Source organism: Brevibacillus sp. (genome assembly GCF_003521185.1).
GTDB classification, from domain to species: domain Bacteria; phylum Bacillota; class Bacilli; order Brevibacillales; family Brevibacillaceae; genus Brevibacillus; species Brevibacillus parabrevis.
Map to the genome: position 1 here is coordinate 26971 of NZ_DOTK01000089.1, position 21106 is coordinate 48076.

Annotated in this window: 20 protein-coding genes and 1 other annotated feature; of the genes, 17 read left to right on the forward strand and 3 right to left on the reverse strand. The window is 54.2% G+C overall.

What is annotated here, in order from left to right:
• The first annotated feature begins 206 nt into the window (after window positions 1–206).
• The 3 genes from DEP07_RS25880 (at window position 207) to DEP07_RS25890 (ending at window position 4432) form a co-directional block, all read left to right on the forward strand.
• Window positions 207–1526 carry an MFS transporter gene (locus DEP07_RS25880; protein ID WP_287103216.1) on the forward strand — a complete coding sequence of 440 codons (1320 nt, stop codon included), beginning with the start codon at window positions 207–209 and terminating at the stop codon, window positions 1524–1526.
• Between the two features lie 199 nt (window positions 1527–1725).
• On the forward strand, window positions 1726–3141 hold the full coding sequence (locus DEP07_RS25885) for an FAD-binding oxidoreductase (protein ID WP_287103217.1): 1416 nt from the start codon (window positions 1726–1728) through the stop codon (window positions 3139–3141).
• Window positions 3134–4432: a (Fe-S)-binding protein gene (locus tag DEP07_RS25890; protein ID WP_287103218.1), complete on the forward strand. Its 1299-nt coding sequence runs from the start codon at window positions 3134–3136 to the stop codon at window positions 4430–4432. Before DEP07_RS25885 ends, DEP07_RS25890 begins: the two co-directional genes overlap by 8 nt.
• A 73-nt stretch (window positions 4433–4505) precedes the next feature.
• Here DEP07_RS25890 and ytvI read toward each other — a convergent pair whose 3' ends face one another.
• Entirely contained in the window at window positions 4506–5537 is a 1032-nt protein-coding gene (gene ytvI / locus DEP07_RS25895) for a sporulation integral membrane protein YtvI (protein WP_122963059.1), read from the reverse strand.
• A gap of 264 nt (window positions 5538–5801) precedes the next feature.
• On the opposite strand from ytvI, the gene DEP07_RS25900 reads away from it, so the two are divergent.
• From DEP07_RS25900 to ileS, 13 genes are all read left to right on the forward strand, one after another.
• The gene (locus DEP07_RS25900) at window positions 5802–7076 is read left to right on the forward strand and encodes a cation:dicarboxylate symporter family transporter (RefSeq protein WP_122963060.1); all 1275 of its coding nucleotides are present in this window, start codon (window positions 5802–5804) and stop codon (window positions 7074–7076) included.
• A gap of 170 nt (window positions 7077–7246) precedes the next feature.
• On the forward strand, window positions 7247–8155 hold the full coding sequence (locus tag DEP07_RS25905; protein WP_122963061.1) for an NUDIX hydrolase: 909 nt from the start codon (window positions 7247–7249) through the stop codon (window positions 8153–8155).
• Between the two features lie 24 nt (window positions 8156–8179).
• Window positions 8180–9025, forward strand: a complete 846-nt coding sequence (locus DEP07_RS25910; RefSeq protein WP_173598384.1) for a TIGR02452 family protein — start codon at window positions 8180–8182, stop codon at window positions 9023–9025.
• Window positions 9022–9735 carry a nicotinamide riboside transporter PnuC gene (gene pnuC, locus DEP07_RS25915; RefSeq protein ID WP_173596172.1) on the forward strand — a complete coding sequence of 238 codons (714 nt, stop codon included), beginning with the start codon at window positions 9022–9024 and terminating at the stop codon, window positions 9733–9735. The genes DEP07_RS25910 and pnuC overlap by 4 nt, the downstream gene beginning before the upstream one ends.
• On the forward strand, window positions 9723–10745 hold the full coding sequence (gene nadR, locus DEP07_RS25920) for a multifunctional transcriptional regulator/nicotinamide-nucleotide adenylyltransferase/ribosylnicotinamide kinase NadR (RefSeq protein ID WP_173598383.1): 1023 nt from the start codon (window positions 9723–9725) through the stop codon (window positions 10743–10745). Before pnuC ends, nadR begins: the two co-directional genes overlap by 13 nt.
• Before the next feature lie 78 nt (window positions 10746–10823).
• On the forward strand, window positions 10824–11411 hold the full coding sequence (locus DEP07_RS25925) for a DUF1802 family protein (protein ID WP_122963065.1): 588 nt from the start codon (window positions 10824–10826) through the stop codon (window positions 11409–11411).
• Window positions 11412–11539: 128 nt separating this feature from the next.
• On the forward strand, window positions 11540–12520 hold the full coding sequence (locus DEP07_RS25930) for a quinone oxidoreductase family protein (protein WP_173596174.1): 981 nt from the start codon (window positions 11540–11542) through the stop codon (window positions 12518–12520).
• 38 nt (window positions 12521–12558) lie between these two features.
• Entirely contained in the window at window positions 12559–13035 is a 477-nt protein-coding gene (locus DEP07_RS25935) for a GNAT family N-acetyltransferase (RefSeq protein ID WP_173598381.1), read from the forward strand.
• 231 nt (window positions 13036–13266) lie between these two features.
• Window positions 13267–13707: an Rrf2 family transcriptional regulator gene (locus tag DEP07_RS25940; RefSeq protein ID WP_122963068.1), complete on the forward strand. Its 441-nt coding sequence runs from the start codon at window positions 13267–13269 to the stop codon at window positions 13705–13707.
• Window positions 13708–13781: 74 nt separating this feature from the next.
• The gene (locus tag DEP07_RS25945) at window positions 13782–14174 is read left to right on the forward strand and encodes a hypothetical protein (protein ID WP_173598380.1); all 393 of its coding nucleotides are present in this window, start codon (window positions 13782–13784) and stop codon (window positions 14172–14174) included.
• 36 nt (window positions 14175–14210) lie between these two features.
• Window positions 14211–14774, forward strand: coding sequence for a thioredoxin family protein (locus tag DEP07_RS25950; protein ID WP_173596176.1), 564 nt, complete (start codon window positions 14211–14213; stop codon window positions 14772–14774).
• Between the two features lie 32 nt (window positions 14775–14806).
• On the forward strand, window positions 14807–16012 hold the full coding sequence (locus tag DEP07_RS25955; protein WP_122963071.1) for an MFS transporter: 1206 nt from the start codon (window positions 14807–14809) through the stop codon (window positions 16010–16012).
• 70 nt (window positions 16013–16082) lie between these two features.
• Window positions 16083–16341 (forward strand) — a binding site (T-box leader).
• A gap of 53 nt (window positions 16342–16394) precedes the next feature.
• Entirely contained in the window at window positions 16395–19475 is a 3081-nt protein-coding gene (ileS, locus tag DEP07_RS25960) for an isoleucine--tRNA ligase (protein WP_287103219.1), read from the forward strand.
• A 54-nt stretch (window positions 19476–19529) separates the two neighbouring features.
• On the opposite strand, the gene DEP07_RS25965 is transcribed toward ileS, so the two are convergent.
• Window positions 19530–19910: an ArsR/SmtB family transcription factor gene (locus tag DEP07_RS25965; protein WP_122963073.1), complete on the reverse strand. Its 381-nt coding sequence runs from the start codon at window positions 19908–19910 to the stop codon at window positions 19530–19532.
• Window positions 19911–20324: an SRPBCC family protein gene (locus DEP07_RS25970; RefSeq protein WP_173596178.1), complete on the reverse strand. Its 414-nt coding sequence runs from the start codon at window positions 20322–20324 to the stop codon at window positions 19911–19913. It lies immediately after the preceding gene.
• A gap of 198 nt (window positions 20325–20522) precedes the next feature.
• Between DEP07_RS25970 and DEP07_RS25975 the strand changes: the two genes are divergently transcribed.
• On the forward strand, window positions 20523–21092 hold the full coding sequence (locus DEP07_RS25975) for a TetR/AcrR family transcriptional regulator (RefSeq protein WP_173596179.1): 570 nt from the start codon (window positions 20523–20525) through the stop codon (window positions 21090–21092).
• The last annotated feature ends 14 nt before the right edge of the window (window positions 21093–21106 follow it).

Here is a 21106-nt window from a genome sequence, read left to right on the forward strand (position 1 = left end):
GTGGGCCAAGAAAAATACAGATGGACGCAGGCGGCTGATTTGCTAGACGAAACATTTTGGCAGATCGGAAAATTCCATGGATAGCGCGCGCTCAGAATCGTTTGCCTGTGACCTGCCAGCAGTTTGCGACTGGTTTGGCATGCAACTTGCTTTTGTATATTCGCGAATGATTTTTGAAACCGATTACATTTGGAGGAGGAAAAAAAGTGAGTCAAGCAAACGATCGCGCCAATTCGCGACGCATCACGGGCAACATTTTCAAAGGTTCGATCGGAAACCTGATTGAATGGTACGACTGGTATGTGTATTCCGCATTCGCAGTGTACTTCTCGTCCGAGTTTTTCCCGAAAGGTGATCCGACCAGCCAACTGCTCAACACCGCAGCGATTTTTGCCATCGGCTTTTTAATGCGTCCAATCGGAAGCTTGCTGATGGGGCGTTACGCCGACCGTCACGGCAGACGCGCAGCATTGACGCTGTCGATTACGGTGATGGCCAGCGGTTCCTTGATTATCGCCTTGACGCCAGGCTATAGCACGATTGGCATTTATGCGCCTATTATTCTCGTTCTCGCGCGCCTGCTGCAAGGTTTGTCACTGGGTGGAGAATACGGAACTTCCGCTACTTATTTGTCAGAGATGGCGAGCAGCGGACGCCGCGGCTTCTACTCCAGCTTCCAGTACGTTACGTTAATCGCCGGACAGTTGCTTGCCCTCGGGGTGCAAATCGTCCTTCAGCAAGTTCTCAGCGAAGCGGACATGCATGCATGGGGCTGGCGCATTCCGTTCGTGATCGGGGCGCTTGGAGCTTTGGCTGTCCTCTGGCTGCGCCGCTCGATGGATGAGTCGGAGCAATTTTCGAAGATGGAGAAGAAGAGCAAGGAAAGCGCGGGTACCCTTCGCGCGCTGATGAAGCATCCGAAGGCTGTGCTGACCGTCGTCGGACTGACGCTCGGCGGAACGATTGCTTTCAACACGTACACGACGTATTTGCAAAAGTTCATGGTCAACACCGTGGGGCTTCCGAAAGAAACGGTAAGCTGGATCAACTTCACGGCGTTGCTCGTCTTCGTCGTGCTGCAACCGATTGCCGGAAGGCTGTCTGACCGGATCGGCCGTCGTCCGCTCCTGATGGGATTCGGTATTTTGGGAACGCTGTTTACGGTGCCGATGTTCCTGTTGATGGAGCAAACAAAAAGTCCGATGGTTGCCTTCGTCTTGATGCTGACAGGGCTGATCATCGTCACTGGCTACACTTCGATCAACGCGATTGTGAAAGCCGAGCTGTTCCCGACGGAAATTCGCGCATTGGGCGTAGGCTTCCCGTATGCGATCACGGTTGCCGTCTTCGGGGGAACGGCTGAATTTATCGCCCTCGGCTTGAAAAACATCGGCTCTGAATCGCTCTTCTACTACTATGTCGCCGGCTGTATTGCGATCAGCCTGATTACGTACTGGCGCATGGGCGAAACATCCAGCGCTTCCCGGATCGAGGCTGAGCTGGATGACCAGAAGAACGCAAGCTAACGAGGTGTACACAGAAAAAAGGCGCGTATTGCGTCTTTTTTTGTTTGGGGGTGAAAAAATCTTTTGAAATAAAATTTACTAAAAACGATTTTACTAACGTAATTTCATTACATAAAATGAAAACGGATGATAAAGAGCGAATATTTGAACGATTGATGGATGGATGCAGAAAGGGATTGCCGGAAGGGAGAGATTTTGGATGTTGCCTGCACCGATTCGCGCACAGCTTCGGGCCATTGTCGGCGAGAAACATTGCCTGGACAGCCAGGAAGCGCTTGTAGCCTATTCGTATGACGCGACTCCTATGCAACAAGCTTTGCCCGATGCCGTAGTCATGCCGGGGAGCACCGCAGAAGTTCAGGAGGTGATGCGGCTATGCGCCTCCGCCCGGATTCCCGTCGTGACACGCGGCGCTGGCTCCAACTTGTGCGGCGGGACGATTCCGCTGGGAGGCGGCATTGTGCTGGTGCTCAACCGCATGAATCAAATCGTGGAGATCGACGAGCAAAACTTGACGATTACGGTTCAGCCGGGAGTACGGACAGTCGACATTCATCAGGCGGTGGAAGCGCGCGGACTGTTTTATCCGCCCGATCCGGGGAGCATGGTCATTTCGACCATTGGCGGGAATATTGCGCTCAATTCGGGCGGACTGCGCGGTTTGAAGTACGGCACGACCAAAGATTACGTATTGGGACTGGAAGCGGTGCTGCCGAGCGGAGAGATGATTCGCACCGGAGGAAAGCTGATGAAGGACGTAGCGGGCTACGATCTGACGAAGCTTCTGGTAGGCAGCGAAGGGACGCTGGCGATCATCACGGAGGCGATTTTGAAGCTGATTCCCAAGCCGCAGACGCAGCGGGTCATGCTGGCGATGTACGCGGATATGGCGCAGGCGGCGAAGTCGGTGTCGGACATTATCGCCAACCGGATCATTCCCGGCACGCTGGAGTTTCTCGATCAGGGCACGATTCGCGTTGTCGAGGAGTTCAAAAAGATCGGGCTTCCTACAGACGTGGCGGCCATTTTGCTGATCGGACAAGATGGCGACCCGCTGACGGTCGATCAGGATATGGACAAAATTGCTGCGATCTGCCAAAAAAACGCTGCGGTACAAATCAAAGTGGCGACGACAGCGGAAGAAGCGGACGAAGTCATGACGGCGAGACGGAGTGCGCTTGCCGCCCTGTCCAGAATGCGGCCGACGACGATTTTGGAGGATGCGACTGTGCCGCGCGCAGCCATTGCTTCGATGGTCGCCGCCATTCAGGAAATCGCCAGCCGCTACGGGCTGCAAATCTGCACCTTTGGCCACGCGGGAGACGGCAATTTGCACCCGACCTGTATGACCGATGCCCGGAATACGGAGGAAATCGAGCGCGTGGAGCACGCTTTTGAAGAAATATTCGCCGCAGCGATCGAGCTGGGCGGGACGATTACCGGAGAGCACGGCGTCGGAATCGTCAAAGCGCCCTATTTGGAATGGAAAGCAGGGGCTGCCGGAATGGAAGTGATGAAGGGAATCAAGCAAGCTTTTGACCCAAATCATTTGCTGAATCCGGGAAAAATGTTCGCCAAAGAGTCGCGCCAGAGAGTGGTGGTGCAGCGTGCTTAAAGAAGCGCTCGTCAAAAAGCTGGATTACGAGGAATTGTCCAATTGCATGCGCTGCGGCTTTTGTCAGCCAGCTTGTCCGACGTTTCGCGAGACAGGCTATGAGGCGGCATCTCCGCGCGGCCGGATAGCCCTGATGAAAGCGGTGGCAGACGGCGTCATGGAACCGGACAAAGACTTTGTCGACCAGATGAATTTGTGCCTGGGCTGCCGGGCGTGCGAGCCAGTTTGTCCGGCTGGCGTGTCTTATGGACAACTGATCGAGCAGACGCGGGAGGCGATCGAGGACGTGCAGCAGCACCCGTGGTGGGTCAAAGCCGTGCGCAAGCTCGCTTTTGTGCATCTGTTTCCCGAGCAAAAGCGGCTGCGACAGCTCGGCCGACTGCTGCGCTTTTACCAACGCTCCGGGCTGCAACAGGCAGTGCGCAAGCTGGGCTTGCTGTTCTGGCTGCCCCGGCACTTGCGGGAGATGGAAGCGATCATGCCGGAAGCAGCCGCTGGCAGTCTCGCGGACGAATGGCAAGCTGCGGTCATCCCGGCCATCGGGGAACGCAAGTATCGGGTCGGGATGTTTTCCGGCTGTATTATGGATGTGTTGTTTCAGGAGACGAACAAAAATACGGTGCGCTTGCTCGCCGAAGCGGGCTGCGAGGTTGTCATCGTGCCCGGTCAGGTTTGCTGTGGCGCGCTCCATGCCCATAGCGGAGAGCGCGGCATCGCCCGCAAGCTGGCGCGGACCAATGTAGCGGTCTTTCACGCAGCGAATGTGGACATGATCATTTCCAATGCGGGCGGGTGCGGTGCCATGCTGAAAGAGTACGACCATTTGCTCACGGACGACGCGGAGGTGCGCGAGCAGGCTGACTGGTTTGCGGCGCGAGTCAAAGACATCAGCGAGGTGTTGGGCGAGCAAATGGATGCGCAAACATGGCAGTCCTTGCCGCAGCGAATCACCTATCAGTCTTCCTGTCACCTGCGCAACGGGATGAAGGTGAGCAACGAACCTGTCCAACTGCTGAAAGCGATCCCCGGTGCAACGTATGTCCCGCTGTTTGAAGGGGAGCGCTGCTGCGGCTCGGCAGGCATCTACAACTTGCTCCAGCCCGAGATGGCTTCCGGTTTGCTGGATGAAAAAATGGGGCACGTCGCAAAGACGCAAGCGGACATTCTCGTCACCTCGAATCCGGGCTGCCTGCTTCAGATGAAGGCCGGGATTCACCGCGCCGGATTGGACGGGCGCATGGAAGCTGTACATCTCGTCGATCTGTTGGCCCGCGTCTCCCCCAAGGAATAAGAAAACCGTCTGGATTGTCCAGGCGGTTTTTTGCTGTTGCTTCATATAGACGTCCAACGCCGCGGCCTGCGTTTTAAAAATCAATTTTGAAGTTCAAAAAGCCCGCCTTGCGCAAGGCTTCGTAAATGATCACCAGCGCGGGGCCGATAATTAACCCGAAAAATCCCATGACCTGAAAACCGAGGAAGAGGCTGACGAGAGCCGCCAGGGCGCTGATCCCGAGGTTGGACGCGAGAACTTTCGGCTCAATAATGCGCCGGACAACGGTAATGACGAGGAACAGGATAATCAGCCCGATCCCCAGGCGGGCATTTCCGGTCAAAAAGTTGTAGACCGCCCACGGAACGAGAAAAGAACCTGTTCCGAGAATGGGTAAAATATCGACGAGTACGATCAGCAAAGCGACGACAGCCGCGTATTTTACGTGCAAGATGAGCAGCCCCAAAAACGAAAGCAAAAACGTCAGGAGACTGAGGATGATTTGTGCGCGCAAAAATCCGACGGTGGCGCGGTTCAACTGGGAAAAGACAACATTGACCTTCTCTCTGGCCGACACGGTGAACATCCGCAGGAAGCCAGCCCGCAGCCTTGGCAGATCCAGACTGATCAGGAACAGCGCGACCAGGTAAATGATCGTGCTGATCAAAAAGCCGGGGATGATCGCAACGGCTCCGAGAATCGCTCTGGCGACGCCTGACGCGCTCGTGATCGCCCAGTTTTTTAATCCGGCAAAGACGCTCTGGATTTGTACGACCGTGTCTGCCGGCAAAGTAGCGTAGTAGCTTTCCCAGCTCAACAGGTACGATTCCACCAGCTCGAACAAGTGCTGGGAAAAGCCCGGCAACCGCTGGGCCAAATCAATCCCTTGAATGACGATCTGCGTGGCGATCCAGTACAAAATGATGCCAAAGGAGACGAGAAAAAGCAAAAAGGAGACGCTGACGGCGCCCATCCGGTTCATTTTGACCCGACGGATGAGGAACAAAACAAGCGGCTCAAGCAAAATCGCGGTCAAAAGCGCGAGCAGAAACGGGACAGAGTATGGCAATAGAAATAGTGCAACGGCCAACAGCAAGCCCAGAAGCAACATTTTCCGAATTGTCATGAAAGTGCTCCATTCATGTTTAATGAGTCCAGCGTATTACGGTAGGCTTATTTTAGCATTTTTGCCGAACCGAGCACAATCTGCCCGCTAATTGCGGAAAAAGAACTGGTTGTCAAAAAATAAAGAGAAATAAAAAGAATAGAAAAAAACAGGGTAGCCAAAAAAACATGATATGATTCTCATCTATATAACACTTCGTTTCAGACGGATGTGTATATAGTGTGACAAACCATTCTTTTCAAACTATACTAGCGAGGTGTCAGAATGAAGCGGTTTGGGTTAGCGATTCAAATTGTCCTCGGACTCATTCTGGGTATCCTGGTGGGTGCCATCTTCTATGGCAACCCGGCAGTGGCGACCTATTTGCAGCCTATTGGCGATGTATTTTTGCGGCTGATCAAAATGATTGTCGTTCCGATTGTCATTGCCACTCTGATCGTTGGGGTAGCGGGAGTCGGAGACATCAAGAAGCTCGGTAAAATCGGCGGAAAAACCATCCTCTATTTTGAAATCGTTACCACGATTGCCATTGTGGTCGGTCTTTTGGCCGCCAACCTGTTCCAGCCGGGTGTGGGCGTCGACATGTCCCATCTGACGAAAACAGACATTCATACGTATGTTGAGACAGCGGAAACGACGCAAAGTCACAGCATGATTGACACATTCGTAAATATCGTTCCGAAAAACATATTCGATGCCATTGTCCGCGGAGACATGTTGGCCATTATTTTCTTCTCTGTCTTGTTTGGACTTGGTGTTGCCGCTGCCGGGGATAAAGGAAAGCCCGTGCTCGCCTTCTTCCAGGGAGTTGCCGATGCGATGTTCTGGGTTGTAAACGCGATCATGCGCTTTGCCCCATTCGGTGTATTCGCCCTGATCGGGGTGACGGTATCCAAGTTTGGCTTGTCGTCCCTTGTTCCATTGGGAAAACTGGTCATCCTCGTTCACCTGGCGATGCTGTTCTTCATCCTCGTCGTATTGGGAACGATCGCCCGCATCAGCGGAGTCAAGATCACGTCGATTCTTCGCATTTTGAAGGACGAGCTGTTGCTGGCCTACTCCACGTCCAGTTCGGAGACGGTACTGCCGAAGATCATGGAAAAGATGGAGAAAATGGGCTGTCCAAAGGCGATTACTTCCTTTGTCGTTCCGACGGGCTACTCCTTCAACTTGGATGGCTCGACCTTGTACCAGGCACTGGCTGCTTTGTTCATTGCCCAAATGTACGGCATTGATATGCCGATCAGCGCTCAAATTACGCTGATGCTTGTGCTCATGGTAACTTCCAAAGGGATTGCCGGTGTTCCAGGCGTATCGTTTGTCGTATTGCTTGCGACTCTCGGTTCCGTAGGGATTCCGCTGGAAGGACTCGCCTTTATCGCTGGTGTCGACCGACTGCTGGACATGGCTCGCACCGTCGTCAACGTGGTAGGAAACGCGTTGGCTGCTGTCGTCATCTCCCGTTGGGAAGGCCAGTTTGACCAACAAAAAGCAGAGCAGTACATTCAAGAAGTGAAAGCCGAAGCAAGAGCGGCTTAACCATCGAAACATACGAAAGCCTCCTGTTAGGATGTCCTGACAGGGGGCTTTTTGCTTGACACCAAAAACAGGAAGCAGTAATATGATGAAAACAAATTGATAATAACATTTTGTTAATAACAAAACATGCGTAACAATAAGCGATTTTTTACAGAGGTGATTTTATTTCCATGACCGATAAACCGCTTGTCAATAAAAGAGGCCAGACCGAGCAGGAGTATTTGCGCACGTACGATGCCAGCCAGTTCGAGCGGCCGTCCGTGACAGTCGATATGCTTATTTTCACCGTAGTGGACGAACAGGAAGAAAACTACCGCAAGCTCTCGCCCAAATCGTTGCAAATCTTGCTCGTGAAGCGCGGAGAACATCCGTTTTTGGGCCAATGGGCGCTGCCGGGCGGGTTTGTCTCGCCGCGCGAAAGTTTGGAGGATGCGGCCAAGCGCGAGTTGTTTACGGAAACGAACATCCAGAACATTTACCTGGAACAGCTGTACACGTGGGGAGACGTCGGGCGTGATCCGCGCATGCGAGTCATCAGCACTTCCTACATGGCTTTGGTCGATAGCTCGACTCTCAGTTTGCAGGCAGGGGATGACGCGGACGAGGCAGAGTGGTTTCGCATCGAGGACAAGTGGCTGAAGGAAACGAAAACGGCGACAGAGAACGGCACGGTGACAGAAAAATGGCTGGAGCTGCGGCTGGTCAATGCCAAGGAAGAGCTGTCTGCCACGATTAAGATTACGAAGACGATCGCCAACCGGATCGTGCAGGAGAAGCGCGAGATTGTGGACGCTGGCAATATCGCGTTCGATCACGCCAAGCTGATCCAGTACGCGCTGGAGCGGCTGCGCGGCAAGATTGAATACACCGATATCGCGTTTGCCTTGATGCCGGAGCTGTTTACGTTGAGCGAGCTGCAACAGGTGTATGAAGTCATTTTGGGCAAGGAGCTGCTCGCAGCGGCATTTCGCCGGAAGGTGGCAGACAAAGTGCTGGAAACGAACCAATACAGAAAACATGCCGGACACCGTCCATCCAAATACTATCGCTTCAACCCGGAGTGGATGGAACAGTCATAGGCGCAAGCAGGGAGAGAAGAAACGATGAGCCAGGGAAACAACCGTGGCGGCCGCGCAAAAACGGCCCACGAAACGTTGCACATATTGGAGCAAGGCGAGTACGTGAATCGCCGCGGGCAAAAAGTGCAGATCGCAGCCGAGCTTGCGACAGCAGTCAGCGGCACTCTGTTGTATCGTCCAGCTGATTTGACCGAGAACTCGGCGGCAGGGGTAGCGAGAACGGGCCGAGGCTCGATCCAGGTGACCTCCGAGTCGAGCTTGGGGGCAGCGGAAAGGCTCATTGTGCGGGAAAAGCGCAGCGATACGCTCTGCCTGAACTTCGCTTCGGCGAAAAATCCGGGCGGCGGCTTTCTCGGCGGGAGCCAGGCGCAGGAGGAAAGCTTGGCCCGGGCGTCCGGACTGTATCCGTGCCTGGTGCAAATGGAGGAAATGTACCAGTACAATCGCCAATTGAAAACATGCTTTTATTCCGACTACATGATTTACTCGCCCGACGTGCCCGTGATCCGCAACGCGGCAGACGAACTGCTGGATGAGCCGTACCTGCTGTCGTTTGTCACCGCTCCGGCTGTGAACGCGGGAGTTGTCCGCGAGCGCGAACCGGAAAATGTCAGCCTAATCGCAACTGTAATGAAAGAGCGCATCCGAAAAGTGCTGCGCCTGGCTGCGATGCACGAGAAACGCACAATCATTTTGGGCGCTTACGGCTGCGGCGTCTTTCGCAATCACGCCCGGGATGTGGCGGACTACTTTGCCCAGGTGCTGCTGCAAGAAGAGTACGCGCCGCTGTTTGACCAGATCGTCTTCGCCATCTATGACCATTCGGCGCGGCAGGAAAACCTGCGGGCGTTCAAGGAGAGATTCGCATGATCGCAATGAGTCGCCGGTTTTTGGCAGACTGGAATTGGTTCGAGCGGATTTGGCTGGCTTCGTTTACGCTTGTCACCGTCTATTTGTACGTAGTGCTCGATGATACGTGGATCGGCTTGTGCGCGTCATTGACCGGGATGCTGAGTGTCGTGCTGGTCGCCAAAGGCAAGACGTTCAACTACTATCCGGGCATCGTCAATGTGATTTTGTACGCCTTCGTCGCGTATGGGCAAAAGTATTACGGCGAAGTGATGCTGAATCTGCTCTATTTTTTGCCGATGCAGTTTATCGGACTGATCATGTGGCGCAAAAACAAAGTGTCGGAGCAAAAGCAAAACGACGTCAAAATAGCCGTATTGCGCTCGTCTGAACGCATTTGGTGGAGCGTGCTGTGCGTAGTCGCTACGGTCGCCTACGGATTTGTGCTGAAACAGCTGGGCGGAGCCTTGCCCTTCATCGATTCGCTGACAGCCGTTCTCTCGATTGTGGCGATGATTTTCATGGTGAAACGGCTGGTAGAGCAGTGGGTTGTCTGGGTCATCATCGACTTGTTCACGATTTACATGTGGGTAGTCGCTTTTCTCGCGGACGGCAATGACATCTCGATTCTCGTCATGTGGTCGGCTTACCTGGTCAATGCGCTTTACGGCCTGCTGAACTGGATTCGCCAATATCGCGCGCAAAAGGAGGGGCAGCTATGGGTACCGTAGGCTTTATCGGCGGCAAGTTTTTGCCGTTGCACCAAGGGCACGTCTACGCCATTACCCAGGCGGCGTGCCGCTGCGACGAGCTGTACGTGGTGCTCTCGCACAGCCCCGTTCGCGATCAAAAGCTGTGCGAAGCGGCGGGGATGAAGCCGATACCGTACGAGGTCAGGCTGCGCTGGCTGTCGACACTGGTCAAGGATATGGAAAATGTGCGGGTAATTGCGGTGGAGGATGGCGCGGAGAGCGACGAGACGTACGATTGGCAGGCGGGCGCTGCCGACATCAAGCGCAAAATCGGCAAGCCGATCGATTTCGTCTTCAGCTCGGAGCAGTCGTATGATCCGATTTTTCGCCGCTTGTACCCGGACGCCAAACACGTCGTGCTCGATGGTGCGCGCAGTCAGGTGCCGATCTCGGCTACCCGGATCAGAAACGAGGGCGTCTTCGCCCATTGGCAGCACATTCCGGCCGTGGCTCAGCCTTTCTTTGTGAAAAAGGTGGTCGTCGTCGGGACGGAAAGCTGCGGCAAGTCGACGCTGACCCGCTATCTCGCCAAAATCTACAACACCGTGTTTGTCGAGGAGTACGGCCGCACGATTTGCGAAGAGGTGGGCGGCTGCGACACGATTTTGACGAAAGAGTATTTCCCGCACATCGCCTACGGGCACAAAATGAAGGAATACGAAGCGCTCCAGCGGGCCAACAAGCTGTTGTTCATCGATACGGAAGCGATCGTCACGCAGTTTTATTCAGAGCTTTACACAGGGACTTCCTTTCCGGTGCTGGACGAAATCGCGCGCGAACAGCATTACGATTTGTGGCTGCTCCTCGCGCCGGATGTCGCCTGGATTGATGACGGCCTGCGCGTCCACGGCGCTGAGCAAATCCGTCTGGACAATCACCAAAAGCTGTGCCGGATGCTGGATGAGCGGGGCATCACTTATGTGACGATTACAGGTGACTATGAAGAGCGTCTGCATCGCGCTGTGCAGCAAGTCAATCAATTGCTGTAAATGTCTTCCCTTTTAGTCGGAATTAAGCTAGACTATGGTCATCAAACGATTCTGACAGAGAGAAGGGAGACGTACTGCATGCAGACGATCGTACAGCCGCAATCCCCCTTGAGCCTGAAGGAATGGGCGGTCGCTGTCAAAGCGCTCGGGGAAGGCGAGCAGATCATTACGATCCGCAAGGGCGGGTTATACGAAGAAACACGAGAATTTCGATTGGAAAACAATCTGTTTTACTTGTACCCTACTTACGAGCATCAGAAGCGCGACATGGTGAAGCCAGCTTACCACCATCTGCTGGATGCGACGCTTGCAGGCTGGTCGAGTGATCAGACGACCGTCTCCATCGAATATTTTGCCGAAGTGACCGACGATGTGGAGCTGATGGACGAAGCCAAGCTGCGCGCGCTCTCGCCTTACCACATCTGGACAGACAACTTTGCGGATGTGCGCCTGCACTGGAAAAAGAAGCAGCCGCTGCATATTTTGTTCGTCCGCATGTACCGTCTGGCGCAGCCGGTCGTGATTCCGATTGAGGCCGCTTACCAGGGGTGCAAGTCGTGGCACGATTTGCTCGCAGACTTGCCGCGCAGCGAGTTTGCGCCCGTGCTTGCCGACGAAGAGTTTGCGCGGAAAAAGGCGGAAATCTTGGGCATTTTGCAAGCATAAAAGCATAAAAAAGCGAGAAACCGTTCACGCCTTGAGCGGTTTTTTGCGTCTGATCGGCAGGAACTGGCAGGGAATCGGAAGCTCATGCGGAAGTAAAAGAGCGACCAATCAGCATGGGAGGCATGTTCATGAAGGCGATCTTGGTAACACAACTGGGCGGCCCGGAAACGATGCAGTACACGGACGTGGATATACCGAAGATTTCAGCTGCGCAAGTGCTCATTCGCGTGGAGATGGCGAGTGTCAATTTTGCCGATATCAAGTCGCGCTACGGCAAAAAGGGAGCAGCCAAGCTGCCGTTTATTCCCGGACTGGATGCGACAGGAGTAATTGAAGAAGTCGGGTCAGAAGTGAAAAATTTGCGCGTCGGGCAGCGCGTGATCGCGTTTCCGGCGAACGGCTCGTATGCGGAATACGTCGTTGCCGATGAGGCGCTCACCTTCGCGATTCCCGACTCGATCAGCACGGAAACAGCCGCAGCTTGCCCTGTGGTGTCGTTTACTTCCTATCAGTTGCTGGCAAAAGTCGCCCGTTTGGCCGAAGGAGAAACGGTGCTGATCCACGCGGCGGCGGGCGGGATCGGCACGACGGCGATTCAGTTGGCCAAGCTTCTCGGAGCGGGGCGCGTCATCGGGAGCGTGGGCAGCGCGGCAAAAGCCGCAGTCGCTTTGGCTGCCGGAGCGGATCATGCCATTTGCCACGACACGGAAGACTTTGTGGAAAAAGTACGCGAGCTGACGGACGGGGCTGGCGCTGACGTCATTCTGGACTCGATCTCCGGCCGGGTGAGCGAACGAAGCATCGAATGTCTCGCCTGGTACGGCCGACTCGTGCATTTTGGCAATGCGAGCGGAGAAATCGGGCAAATCCGCACACTTGATCTGCATGCAAGCTGCCGCTCGGTGCTCGGTTTCAGCTTCGGCACGACGCGGAAGCTGCGTCCGCATCTTTTGCAGGATACAGCCCGGCAAGTGATCGACTTTTTGGCAAAAGGACAGCTCGACGTCAAGATCGGCAAAGTGTTTTCGCTGGAAGAGGCGGCAAACGCCCACGCATGGGTAGAAAGCAGACAGAGCACGGGAAAGGTACTGCTGCAAGTGCGGCCCTAGCATACGGGAGAATCGAAACGGCTAAAGAGGTGCAGAGCATGAACATCATAGCGGCAAGCGAACTTTCGAAAAGCGTCATTACGGACTTTTTCATCACCAACTGGGGAAGTCCGCAAATGGTGATCGGAAGCGGCATTTTTACATGTGACGAGCTGGACGGCTATGCGCACATCGGCGCGGATGGCGCGATCCAGGGGTATGTCAGTTATGTGCTGGAGCAGACCGAGTGCGAAATCATTTCGCTGGACAGCCTGGCGGAAAACAGGGGGATCGGCTCTGCCCTTTTGGCGAGAGCGGAGCAGGCGGCGAAGGAAGCGGGCTGCGAGCGGATGAAGCTGGTGACGACCAATGACAACTTGCATGCGCTCGGCTTTTATCAGCGGCGCGGCTATCAGTTTCACGAGCTGCATGTCAACGCTGTGGAAAAAGCGCGTGCGATCAAGCCGGAGATTCCGCTGATCGCGGACAACGGGATTCCGATTCGCGACGAAATCGTGTTGGTCAAGCTGATTTAAACAGTATGAGCATGAGAGGGGAAGAGGAAACCAGAACGGAAGCCAGAGCATCAGCTAGAGCCAGAGCACCAGACCAAGGCTTCCTCCCGCTCAAGCCCGCCACCGCCACCACAACCACGGCAAAAGAAAAACCAGCATATATGGAATACAGTTACGCCTCCCGCAATTGTTGACATTCTTAACTGTAAGAATTATGATTACAGTACACTTTCGGAGGGGGCCGTCTCAGACGTGAATAGTGAGTTTACGATAGCTGTTCACAGCTTGGCCTTGTTGGCTCATATACCGGGACATATGGCAAGCAGTGAGCTCATCGCGCAAAACGTGTGCACCAATCCTGCCAGAATACGCAAAATTATGGGTATCCTGCGAAAAAACGGATTTGTGAAGACAAAAGAAGGCGTAGGCGGCGGATACATTTTGGCTTGCGATCCGCATGCAGTGACACTGGCCGAGATTTACCATTCCATGTCAAAAGGAACCTTGAAGCCGCATTGGTGTTCGGGTGACCCGAAAGAAGCCTGCCTGGTGTCTGCGAATATCCACAACGTGATGGATCAAATTTTTACGGAAGCAGAGCTGTACTACACGAAGTATTTGGAGCAGCTTACCATTCAGAGCGTTCTGGATAAAATTCGTCAAAGCACGTGTCAGGATCAGGTCAGCGAATAAGCAAAGCAGACGAAGCGACTTGTTTGACTGGAAACTGTAACTATTTTTACTACATTTTAAGGTGGTGCGTTCGTATGAATCGGGAACAGTTGCTGGAAATCAGTGATTGGGTATTGGGCAAGACCAAGCATGGCGAGTTGGTTCAAGGCTTCGTGGAAACCGTCGATTCATTGCGGGGCATTGCGAAAGTCTACGTCGTCAAATGCGACAACGAAAACACGGTGGGCAAGATCGTGGCCATCCCGTTGCAATGGCTGGAGCGCATGTCGACAGGCACTTTTGACGATCTGGAATCTTTGCATGATTTGATCGACCTGTCGCTGCTCATTCGCGACAAAGCGTGGTTCCTGGAGCTTGCGGCAAAAGCAGAAGCGGTGCGGGACTCGGCAACTGAGGTGCAAACGGGCAAGGCCAGACATTTTTCTGTGCGAAATCGCCTGGGCACGTCAGCGATTTGGGAGCAATAATTTATCATTTTTGCATATAGAGGAGGAGTACCCATTATGTCTAACGTGAATCAGAGCAGTTGGTTTGAAAAAGGAATGACGTTTGAGCAGTATCGCGACAGCATGAATGTGAACAAGCAAGAGTTGAGCCGCGTCTACGAGCAGCTGACGTTCAGCGAGGAAGACCTCGCGTTTTGGAAGGAGCTGTCCGCGCGCAACTGGAAAGGCATCGTGCTGACAGCCGACTGGTGTGGAGATGCGGCGCTGTGCGTTCCGGTCATTCAACGCATCGCGGAAGAAAGCAATATCGAGCTGCGCTTCCTCATTCGCGACGAGAATCTGGAGCTGATGGACCAATACTTGACGAACGGTACAGCGCGGGCGATCCCGATTTTCGTTTTCCTCGACCAGGATGGTTACGAAGCTTGTGTCTGGGGGCCGCGCTCGCCAGAGGTGCAGGAAATGATCACAACTGCGCGGGCGACGCTGCCTGCGACCGATGCGCCGGATTTTGAGGAGAAGCAAAAGCAGCTGTATCGGACGTTCAAGGAAACGATCACGACTGATCCTGCGGTGTGGCGCACCGTGATCGAAAGCGTGAAGGCGAGGCTCAAAGCGTAAAGAGAAAAAATAAACAGGATAGGATTGGATCAATGAAAAGTGAAAATGCAGAGAATAGCGGGCGACCGATTCTCTTTTTGATGATGAACATGTTTATTGCCATGCTCGGAATCGGCTTGATTATCCCGATTTTGCCCGAGTTTTTGAAAGAATTTGGAGCAGGCGGGAAGACGGCTGGCTACCTGGTGGCAGCGTTTGGTTTGACGCAGTTTCTGTTCTCTCCGATCGCGGGAGAGTGGTCGGACAAATACGGTCGGAAAATCATGATCGTCTCCGGCCTGGTGTTGTTTACGATTTCGAATCTGGTGTTTGCCCTGGCCGAACAGACATGGGTGCTCTACCTCTCCCGTTTGATCGGGGGAATCGGCGCCGCTTCGATGATTCCTTCCATGCTCGCGTACGTCGCCGATATTACGACCGAGGACAAGCGCGGAAAAGGCTTGGGACTGCTCGGCGCGGCGATGTCTCTCGGGTTCGTGATCGGGCCGGGGATCGGCGGTTTTCTCGCCGAGCTTGGGCTGCGGATGCCGTTTTACATTTCCGCGGCGGTAGGGGCCGTGGCGACGATCGGCTCCGTGCTCTTTTTGTCTGAGTCATTGCCAAAAGACAAACAGCTGGCAGCCCGCCGTTCGGAGCAGAAGAAAGAAAATATTTTCCTGCAACTCGGCAAGTCTTTCCAGTCGTCGTATTTCATCATGCTCGTGCTGATTTTTACGATGACTTTCGGGCTGGCGAACTTTGAAGTAATTTTTCCGCTCTTCGTAGATGCGAAGTTCGGCTATACGCCGCGTGACATCTCGATCATCATCACGGTCGGAGCGTTGGCTGGAACGATTGTGCAGGCTATGCTGATCGGGAAGCTGATCTCCCGTTTTGGAGAAAAGAAGCTGATCAACTGGACGTTTTTCAGCTCGGCGGTCACGATGGTGCTGATGCTTTTGTCAGGGAACTTCTGGTATATGCTCGTCCTGACTGTGCTGTTCTTCACCTTGACCTCGATCATGCGTCCGGCGATCAATACGCTCATCTCCAAGCGGGCCGGGGATGAACAAGGCTTTGTCGCCGGGATGAACAACGCCTACATGAGTCTGGGCAACATTTTTGGCCCGGCTGTGGCGGGGACTTTGTACGGAATGCATGTGAACGCACCGTACTTGTTCGGAGCGATCGTCCTTGTCCTAAGCTTGTTCCTGTCGCGCGTGGAAAGCCGCAGAAGCTTGAAGCGGGTCGCGGCGTAACAGACCGCTTGCTTTCGTTTCTTGACAAAGCTGGAAAACTGATGTAAAAAGAAGGTACGAATTGAACCGATCAAATTCATTGACGAGAAAGAGTACGCTAAACCCCTTGTTCCCCAGAGAGTTGGCCTAGTGCTGAAAGCCAACGTTCAAGACTTAGCCGAAAATCCTCTCCGAGAAGGAAAGCTGAAGCGCAACAAAGTAAGCTGACCCGGGACCCCGCCGTTACAAGGGGCGCGTATGATGGTACGTAGCAGAGGTGTCGAAGCGTCACGTTTTCGTGATCGTTTCGGAACAAGGGTGGTAACGCGAGATGAAATCTCGTCCCTTCGGGGGCGGGATTTTTTTGCGTTTTCGGACATCAATCATAGGAGGGATGAGTGAGATGAGAAAAGTCGACGTCAAAGAAAAGGCGAGGGCACGCGAGCTGCGTGTGCTGGCGCAATGGAAAGAGGATGGCACCTTTCAAAAATCGATGGACAATCGGCTTGGCAAACCGAACTACGTGTTTTACGAAGGGCCGCCCACGGCCAATGGTCAGCCGCATATCGGCCACGTGCTCGGACGAGTGATCAAAGACTTCATCGGGCGCTACAAAACGATGTCCGGATACCGCGTCGTGCGCAAAGCAGGCTGGGATACGCATGGCTTGCCAGTGGAGCTTGGCGTGGAAAAGCAGTTGGGCATCTCCGGGAAGCATGAGATCGAGAACTACGGTGTGGCGAAGTTCGTGGAGCGCTGCAAGGCGAGCGTGTTCGAGTACGAGAAGCAATGGCGGGAGCTGACGGAGGCAATCGGCTACTGGACGGATATGAATCATCCGTACGTGACGCTCACTAACGACTACATCGAAAGTGTCTGGCACATTTTGGCTACGATCCACAAAAAGGGGCTGTTGTACAAAGGGCATCGCGTCAGTCCGTACTGCCCGGATTGCCAGACGACGCTCAGCTCTCACGAAGTAGCGCAAGGCTACGAAGATGTGAAAGATTTGAGCGCGACGGTCAAGTTCCGCAGCAAGCAGGGGGAGGAAGTGTTTCTCGCCTGGACGACCACGCCGTGGACGCTTCCGGCAAACGTGGCTCTCGCCGTCAACAAAGAGCTGGACTACGTGCGCGTGAAGCAAAACGGCGAAGTGTACGTCGTCGCGAAAAATCTCGCAGACAAAGTGTTCACCGATGCATATGAAGTGTTGTCTACGCACAAAGGGGCGGAATTTGTCGGGACGGAATACGAGCCGCCGTACAGCTACGTCCGCGTGGAAAAAGGGCATGTCATCGTCGACGCCGAGTATGTCAGCGATACGAGCGGGACGGGGATCGTCCATACGGCTCCCGCCCACGGAGAGGACGACTATCGCACGACCCGTCAGCACGGACTGGACTTCGTGAACGTAGTCAATCTGGCTGGGCGTTACACGGAGCAAATTACCGATTTTGCCGGGCGCTTCGTCAAGGAGTGCGACGTCGACATCGTCAAAGACTTGGCCCATCGCGGACTGTTGTTCTCCAAGGAACGGTACGAGCACAGCTATCCGTTTTGCTGGCGCTGCAAGTCGCCCTTGCTCTACTACGCGATGGAAAGCTGGTTCATCCAGACGACGGCGATCAAGGATCAGCTGATCGCCAACAACAGCAAAGTCGAATGGTATCCGGGCCATTTGCGCGAAGGGCGGTTCGGCAATTTTCTCGAAGAGCTGGTGGACTGGAACATCAGCCGCAACCGCTATTGGGGAACGCCGCTCAACATCTGGCTTTGTCACGATTGCGGCAGCGAGTACGCGCCTGGGAGCATCGCAGAGCTGCGCGCAAAGGCAGCCGTGCCAATCGACGAGTCGCTGGAGCTGCACAAGCCGTATGTGGATGAAGTCAAGCTGCGCTGTACATGCGGCTCTGTGATGGAGCGCACCCCGGAAGTCATCGACGTCTGGTTTGACAGCGGTTCGATGCCTTTTGCCCAGTACCATCATCCGTTTGGCGACGACAAGCAGTTCCAGGAGCAATACCCTGCCGACATGATCTCGGAGGGGATCGATCAGACGCGGGGCTGGTTTTTCAGCCTGTTGGCTGTCTCCACGCTTTACAACGGGCAAGCGCCGTACAAAGCGGTCATCTCGACCGGGCACGTACTGGATGAGCACGGCCAAAAAATGTCGAAGAGCAAAGGCAACGGAATCGACCCGTGGGAAGTGATCGAGGAGTTCGGGGCAGATGCATTCCGCTGGGCGCTTTTGTCGGACAGCGCGCCGTGGAGCAGCAAGCGCTTTTCCAAGCGGATCGTCGCCGAGGCGAAGTTCAAGGTGATCGATACGATCCACAACACGCACGCCTTTTACTCGCTGTACGCGGGTATCGACCAGTTCGATCCGCAGCAGCATCCGGCAGTTGCGTCTGAAAACGAGCTGGATCGCTGGGTACTGTCCCGCCTGCATACGACGTTGAAAAATGTGCGCAAAGGGCTGGACACGTACGACTTCATGAATCCGGCGAAGCAGATTGAAGCATTCGTCGACGAGCTGAGCAACTGGTACATCCGCCGTTCGCGCGACCGCTTCTGGGAAAGCGGCCTGTCTGCCGACAAAATCGCCGCTTACCATACGCTGCGCGAGGTGCTTTTGACACTTGCGCGGATGATTGCGCCATACGCTCCACTGATCGCGGATGATATGTACGGCAATCTCGGCGAAGCGGGCAGCGTTCATCTGGCAGACTATCCGCAAGGAAACGAGGACGTACGCGACGAAGCGCTTGAGCGCGACATGGAGACGGCGAGACAAATCGTCGAGCTGGCCCGCAATATCCGCAACGAAACCGGAATCAAGACGCGTCAGCCGCTATCCGAGCTGATCGTCTCGCTCGATCGACCGTTTCGCCTCGACCAGTTTGCCGGCATCATCCGGGACGAAATCAATGTGAAAAGCATTCGTCTGGAACGGAGCGACGACGGTTTTGTCACCTATCATTTCAAGCTGAATCTGAAAGTGGCTGGCAAAAAATACGGCAAGCTCGTAAGCGGGCTGCAAGCGCATTTGAAAGAACTGTTGCCAGCCGCAGCCAAGCAAGTGATGGAGTCGGGGCATCTGGACGTGGTGCTGGACGATGAGCCGATTCGCGTTCCGCTCGAAGACTTGCTCGTCGAAAAGCAAGGAAAACAAGGCTTTGCCTCCGCATCCGGCTATCAAATCCACGTGGCGCTGACGACGGAGCTGACAGAGGAGCTTGTCCAGGAAGGGCGGGTGCGGGAAGTGATCCGCGTCATTCAGGACTACCGCAAACGCATGGAGCTGCCGATCGACAAACGGGTAGTTGTCACGCTCGCGGTCGACGAGGAGCTGCGGGCAGCGCTGAACCGTTTTGAGCATTTGCTGCGGGAGAGCGTGCTGCTGTCCGATGTGGTGTACACGTCCGGGCAAGAGCTTGCGACGGTGTCTTTTGGCGAAAAATCGTTCGGCTTGCATATCGAATAAGCAAAAAGGATAGGGAGAAGCGGCACGAATGCTGCTTTCCCTATCCTTTTTTCATTACAACTCATCCCGCTTGGTTTCCACAAGACGCGGCCCTGTCAGCGAATGATCCTCAGGCTGCTCGGCTTCCACCAGCCGTTTCAGTGCGGTCAGCTTGTTGTCCCAGAAACGGTCATAGTAGGACAGCCAGCTTTTCAGCTCGGCAAGCGGCTCCGGTTGCATCCGATACCTCGTCTCGCGACCTACACGCTGCTCCTTGACCAGCCCTGCTTCGGACAAAATGCGCAAATGCTTGGAAACGGCAGTGCGGCTTATCGGAAAGTGCCTGCTGATCGCGGTCACAGGCATTTCCTGATCGGTCAGCAATTGCAAAAGCTTGCGGCGCGTCGGATCGGCGATGGCTTGAAATACGTCATGCTTGGCGGCAGAGCTGCTCATTTACGCTTCCACATACGCTTTCAGCTTAGGCAGCACAGAAGAATCCCAGCCCTGGTTCATCCTGTCGCGGACGACGGCATGGCTTTCCCCAAACTCCGTTACTGTATCGGCAGACCAACCGGAATGAATCAGCGTGAACTCTGTTGTTTCTCCCAAATCTTTTAACGCGAACGTGATCACCCAGTCTTTGCCCCATTTGAACACGAGACGGTTCGGCGGGTCGATTTCTTGCACGACGCAAGGAGAATCGCCGTATGGGGAATGGATGGTAAAGGCATGTCCAGCTACTGGCTGAAAATCGTTTGGCATGAACCAGGCGGCAATCCCGTCTGCTGTAGCGACGGCATCCCAAACTTTTTGCAGTGGAGCTTGAAATACTTGTGTCTGAACGATATCAGGAATGGTGTTGGACATGAATACGCCTCCGTAAAAAGAAAGTAGTTTCCTAGTTTGCACATGGAAACGAAACCAAAACGTTTCGCTTTTTGCAGTATACGAAACCAAAAGGTTGCATGTCAACGGATGATAGGAAAGAAAGATTTGACAGGTTCAGGAGAAATTGATTACAATCAAAACGGAATGAACATTCATTCCGAAGTGAGGAGGTCTGGCATGTCTGAGACAAAGCGGGAGTTAATATTGGAAGCGGCGATGGTTCTGTTTGAACAGCGAGGCTTCGACGGCACGACTGTTCCGATGATCGTCGACAAAGCAGGCGTGGGCGCCGGGACGCTGTATCGCTATTTTGAAAACAAGGAAGCGCTGGTCAACACGTTGTTTCAAGAGTGCGTCAACGATGTGCTGGAGACGCTGAACCAGGGCTATCCGCACGACTCGAATGATTCGCGCAAGCAATTCGCTCATATTGCCAAGCAGTTGGTCAGCTATGCGAATAAAAATCTCACGGCCTTGCTGTTTGTCGATTCCCATGTCAATGGCTACTATTTGGACGAAGCAAGCCAGGCAGCTTACATGCGCCTGCGCACGTTTTTTTATGAGTTCATTGACCAGGGGAAGAAAAACGGAATCATTCGTCCGTTGCCTGCCGACGCATTGATCGCGATTATTGACGGTGCGTTTATATCGCTGTACAAGTCTTGCCGGGCGGGCGAGATCGAGGAAACACCGGAATTGCTGGCAGGCGTGGAAGAGGCTTGCTGGGATGCGATCAGAATTCATTGATTCTGATCTTTCTT

Bases quoted from the DNA above. Each gene is read 5' to 3' on its own strand.
- DEP07_RS25885 (WP_287103217.1), top strand. From the start codon at position 1,726: ATGTTGCCTGCACCGATTCGCGCACAGCTTCGGGCCATTGTCGGCGAG.
- ytvI (WP_122963059.1), bottom strand. From the start codon at position 5,537: ATGACAATTCGGAAAATGTTGCTTCTGGGCTTGCTGTTGGCCGTTGCA.
- DEP07_RS25900 (WP_122963060.1), top strand. From the start codon at position 5,802: ATGAAGCGGTTTGGGTTAGCGATTCAAATTGTCCTCGGACTCATTCTG.
- DEP07_RS25905 (WP_122963061.1), top strand. From the start codon at position 7,247: ATGACCGATAAACCGCTTGTCAATAAAAGAGGCCAGACCGAGCAGGAG.
- DEP07_RS25910 (WP_173598384.1), top strand. From the start codon at position 8,180: ATGAGCCAGGGAAACAACCGTGGCGGCCGCGCAAAAACGGCCCACGAA.
- pnuC (WP_173596172.1), top strand. From the start codon at position 9,022: ATGATCGCAATGAGTCGCCGGTTTTTGGCAGACTGGAATTGGTTCGAG.
- nadR (WP_173598383.1), top strand. From the start codon at position 9,723: ATGGGTACCGTAGGCTTTATCGGCGGCAAGTTTTTGCCGTTGCACCAA.
- DEP07_RS25925 (WP_122963065.1), top strand. From the start codon at position 10,824: ATGCAGACGATCGTACAGCCGCAATCCCCCTTGAGCCTGAAGGAATGG.
- DEP07_RS25930 (WP_173596174.1), top strand. From the start codon at position 11,540: ATGAAGGCGATCTTGGTAACACAACTGGGCGGCCCGGAAACGATGCAG.
- DEP07_RS25935 (WP_173598381.1), top strand. From the start codon at position 12,559: ATGAACATCATAGCGGCAAGCGAACTTTCGAAAAGCGTCATTACGGAC.
- DEP07_RS25945 (WP_173598380.1), top strand. From the start codon at position 13,782: ATGAATCGGGAACAGTTGCTGGAAATCAGTGATTGGGTATTGGGCAAG.
- DEP07_RS25950 (WP_173596176.1), top strand. From the start codon at position 14,211: ATGTCTAACGTGAATCAGAGCAGTTGGTTTGAAAAAGGAATGACGTTT.
- DEP07_RS25955 (WP_122963071.1), top strand. From the start codon at position 14,807: ATGAAAAGTGAAAATGCAGAGAATAGCGGGCGACCGATTCTCTTTTTG.
- ileS (WP_287103219.1), top strand. From the start codon at position 16,395: ATGAGAAAAGTCGACGTCAAAGAAAAGGCGAGGGCACGCGAGCTGCGT.
- DEP07_RS25965 (WP_122963073.1), bottom strand. From the start codon at position 19,910: ATGAGCAGCTCTGCCGCCAAGCATGACGTATTTCAAGCCATCGCCGAT.
- DEP07_RS25970 (WP_173596178.1), bottom strand. From the start codon at position 20,324: ATGTCCAACACCATTCCTGATATCGTTCAGACACAAGTATTTCAAGCT.
- DEP07_RS25975 (WP_173596179.1), top strand. From the start codon at position 20,523: ATGTCTGAGACAAAGCGGGAGTTAATATTGGAAGCGGCGATGGTTCTG.